Origin of the sequence: Anaerotruncus sp. 1XD42-93, assembly GCF_009917605.1 — a bacterium.
In the GTDB taxonomy this organism is placed as follows: domain Bacteria; phylum Bacillota; class Clostridia; order Oscillospirales; family Ruminococcaceae; genus Anaerotruncus.
Map to the genome: position 1 here is coordinate 1 of NZ_QZEG01000126.1, position 3,259 is coordinate 3,259.

Below are 3,259 nucleotides of genomic sequence, written 5' to 3' on the forward strand. Positions count from 1 at the left end.
ACAAAGGGCATTTATCTCACCTCCCGGTCTTTGGTTTTGGCGGCGGGGTTATCGCCGGGGACGGGCTTTGCGGAAAGCTGGGCCTTGATGGAGGGCTTGCGTCCCGGCTGCTCCTGTGCGCGTTCCTCCCGGTGCATGGCGATATACCGCTTTCCCGTGTCGTCCGGCGGGAGAAAATATACCGGCTTTCCCACCTGCTTCTGTACCTTTTCATAGAGCCGGTTCATATCATGCTGGGATGCCAGGGGCAGGAAATACACCGAGATTTCCGCCATAAACTGCTCCTTGTCCGGCGAGTTTGGCTGTTTTAAGTCCGTGAGCGCGGTCGATAGCCGGTCAGCTTCGGCCTGAATCCGCTGTTCGTCCAGCGCTTGCAGGTGGACGGCAAAATATCCCCTTGGCATTTCCCGCCTGCGGTCGTGTTCCCGTTTGACCGCCCCCTGCACCACGGTTTCGTCCTCCGCTTCATTGCGAACCTCCTTAATGCTGCCATGCAGATATTTCAGGTCTGCGGCCTTTTCATAGTGAAATTCCTTTTCCGGGAGCCGTACTTCTTTTCCCCCAGCAAATGTAACAGTCACATCGGTATAGGGGGAGGCGGTACGCCCTGCAAACTCCGCAAGGCGGTGGTTGTCCTGCTGGTAGAGGTTGCCGCGCAAGCTGCCCTTATTGCTACCGGTCAGTTCCACCGAATAGGTCAGAACCGGCTCGCGGGTCTGCGTATGGTAGAATTGCAGCGTGTTAAAGCTGCGTGTGCCGCCGATGAACATATCGCGCTCATTCAGGCACTCCACGCCGCTCTGCCGGAAAATCAGGACAAAGTTCTGCTTTACCGGGTCGCCGGACGCTGCGCCCTCCCGCATGGTGTCCAGCGCATAGTTTAAGTCTGTCTGGTAAAAGGCGGTTTTCTGCTTCATAATCTGTGGCAGCACGGTTTCCAGGTCTACATTCAGAAACTTCCGCAAAGTGTCCGGCTTCTGCGCCGGCGTGTCCGTTGCCAGCGGGAACAGGGTCAAATCGTCCTGGCGGTCGGTGGCATCCGCAATCAGCGCGTCCAGCACATCCGGCATCAGTTCATAGTCCGCCCAATGCTCCGTGGCTACCTCCAAAGGGTTCTGGAATTTCAAAAGGTATTCCAGTTCTTCCGGCTTGTAGCTTCGGTCGGCCATGTGCTGGAATACAAGTGCGGTGTCGGCAATCCTGTCCGCGCCGTCAATCAGTTCCTGCCGGTCTTTTAACAGCAGGTTGGCGCGGTATTCGCTGTAATTTCCCGTGATACGGTCAATTAACTGCCGCCGCAGTTTTTCAGTGTCCATATAAATTCGCTCCCTCCTTTACGATGATGGTATATGGTTTCAAATGCCCACCTCCTTAATGGGCGTTAAAGATTGATTTGCTGACCGCGCCGGTCTTGAACAGCGAGAAGCACAGCAGCACGGTATAGCCCGCGCATTGCCAGATAGCGATGTGGATGTTGTCGGCGCTCCCAATCTGCCCGACTAAAACGGCATAAATCGCAACGCAAATCATAATGAAAAAGCCTTGCAGCCCAAGAGCCACAAGGCCGCGCAGATAGTTGTTTCCCATCTGCCCCCAGTCCCGGTTTGCCATTGTTGCAAAAGGGATTGCGCCTACCGAGCAGTAGATATAAATTTCAATCATGCGCCCCACCAGCACCAGCATGACGCAGAACGACAGCACCGGCATGGTGATTTTCAGCAGCATGGTTTCCACCAGCAGGCCGAAAAGTTCCCCAATCTCCATCGTTTCCAGTTGGGCGGCAACATCGCCCAGCGCCGCCGCAAAGTCTATGCTGGTCGTGCCGGTGATAACGCCGGCGCTCTGCTGTACTACCGTTTGCGCCAGTTCAAAAATCGCCATTGTAATGTCAAAGGTGTGCGTGACAAGATAGACCGCCACGAACACTTTCAGAATCCACTTATACAGTGCAAAGGTTTCAAAGTCGTGGAAGTTGTTCTTTTCCATCAGCATCGAAATCAGTTCGTAGCACAGGACAAAGGTTAAGATTATCCCCGCAACCGGCACTACGACTGTATCGCTCAGATTGCGGATTATGGAAAAGACCCCGGCGTTCCATTCCGCCGGGGTCGTCCCCACATTCGCCGCAACCTCCCCGACTTCGTTGTTGATCTGGTCAAACATCCCGTCCAGGTTGCCCATGATGCAGTCCCGCAGGATTTCCTTGATCCAGTCCTGAATTATGTCGAGGATGTTCAGCATAGGCTATCCCGCCTTAACCGAACAGGTTCGCCAGCAGAGGGATAAGCTGCATACCGATGAGGGCAACTCCGCCGCCGGCCATAAGCTGTTTCATCCGTTTGTTCACGCCGGGTCGCTGCTCCGGCGCGGCCCCACCTTATGAAAAGGCGGACACCCCATGCTTTCACATGGGCGCAGACTATATCTTCACCCGCAAATGCGGGGCAGACTGCTTCGGGCCGCTTGGCCCTACTCCTGCAAAGGATAGTCGTTGGACGTTCCTCTTGTTCGAGGCTCCGCTGCTGATTGCCCATTTTTCCGGCGTTCAGGCTCGCGCCATGCGCCATCCGCACGTTTCTTTCTGCTTTCGCAACCGTCACATCCGGGCTTGTTTCATCCCCGTGTTGTGGTACGTGCGGCTTTAGGGGGTTCCAGCAATTCAGTCTGTTGCCGTATGGACTTCCACCATACGCTGCACGGCAATTACTTGTCCGTGGAGGGCATCGCTTACCCCTGCGATTTTGCGCCAGGGTTGTCGTTACCGTAACCTTCCAGCAGGTTGATGACGCCCCACACGCCAAGGCCGGCGCCCAGCGCGATAACCAGTACCTTCAAAGTTTCAATAGCGCTTGCAAAAAATTCCATACATTTTCCTCCTTAAATTTGTTGTAATGGGTTGACAGGGACAAAAAAAGCCCGCCGGTTGAATCAGTCAATCGGCGGGCGCATCAGACGCGGGCGGCGCTTCGAGTTCACAGCTTTCAAAAACGTCGTCCGGTCGGACGGTCAATCTCCGGCTCAGATATTTTGCAATATCAAAAGCGTTCTTCTTGCTGGAATCCAGCAGGTATTTATATTGCGGATGTTTGGTAATGTCAAATTTGTCCGAAAAGAACGGCCTTACGCCCTGCACCTGCAAGATGCACTTGCCGCCGTCCATCACCGCTAATTCATCGGTTGACATCAGTTCTTTTCCGAGTTTCTGGTAATTTACCCCCATGCTGCGCTGGCTTCCCCGCGTGTCGGAGGTGTTGAAAAG

General features: G+C 54.6%; 2 protein-coding genes and 3 pseudogenes. All 5 read right to left on the bottom strand.

Going from position 1 to position 3,259, the window contains the following annotated elements; translation table 11 throughout:
- Nucleotides 1-11: 11 nt before the first annotated feature.
- Nucleotides 12-1,316: a DUF3848 domain-containing protein gene (locus tag D5269_RS17175; RefSeq protein ID WP_120487246.1), complete on the bottom strand. Its 1,305-nt coding sequence runs from the start codon at nt 1,314-1,316 to the stop codon at nt 12-14.
- A 55-nt stretch (nt 1,317-1,371) separates the two neighbouring features.
- Complete coding sequence (locus D5269_RS17180; RefSeq protein ID WP_120487247.1) at nt 1,372-2,241, bottom strand: VirB6/TrbL-like conjugal transfer protein, CD1112 family; 870 nt, start codon at nt 2,239-2,241, stop codon at nt 1,372-1,374.
- A gap of 13 nt (nt 2,242-2,254) precedes the next feature.
- A pseudogene (locus D5269_RS17185) lies at nt 2,255-2,344 on the bottom strand (Maff2 family mobile element protein); the annotation flags it as partial.
- Nucleotides 2,345-2,730: 386 nt separating this feature from the next.
- Nucleotides 2,731-2,865, bottom strand: a pseudogene (locus tag D5269_RS17190) (Maff2 family protein); the annotation flags it as partial.
- Nucleotides 2,866-2,932: 67 nt separating this feature from the next.
- A pseudogene (locus D5269_RS17195) lies at nt 2,933-3,259 on the bottom strand (type IV secretory system conjugative DNA transfer family protein); the annotation flags it as partial.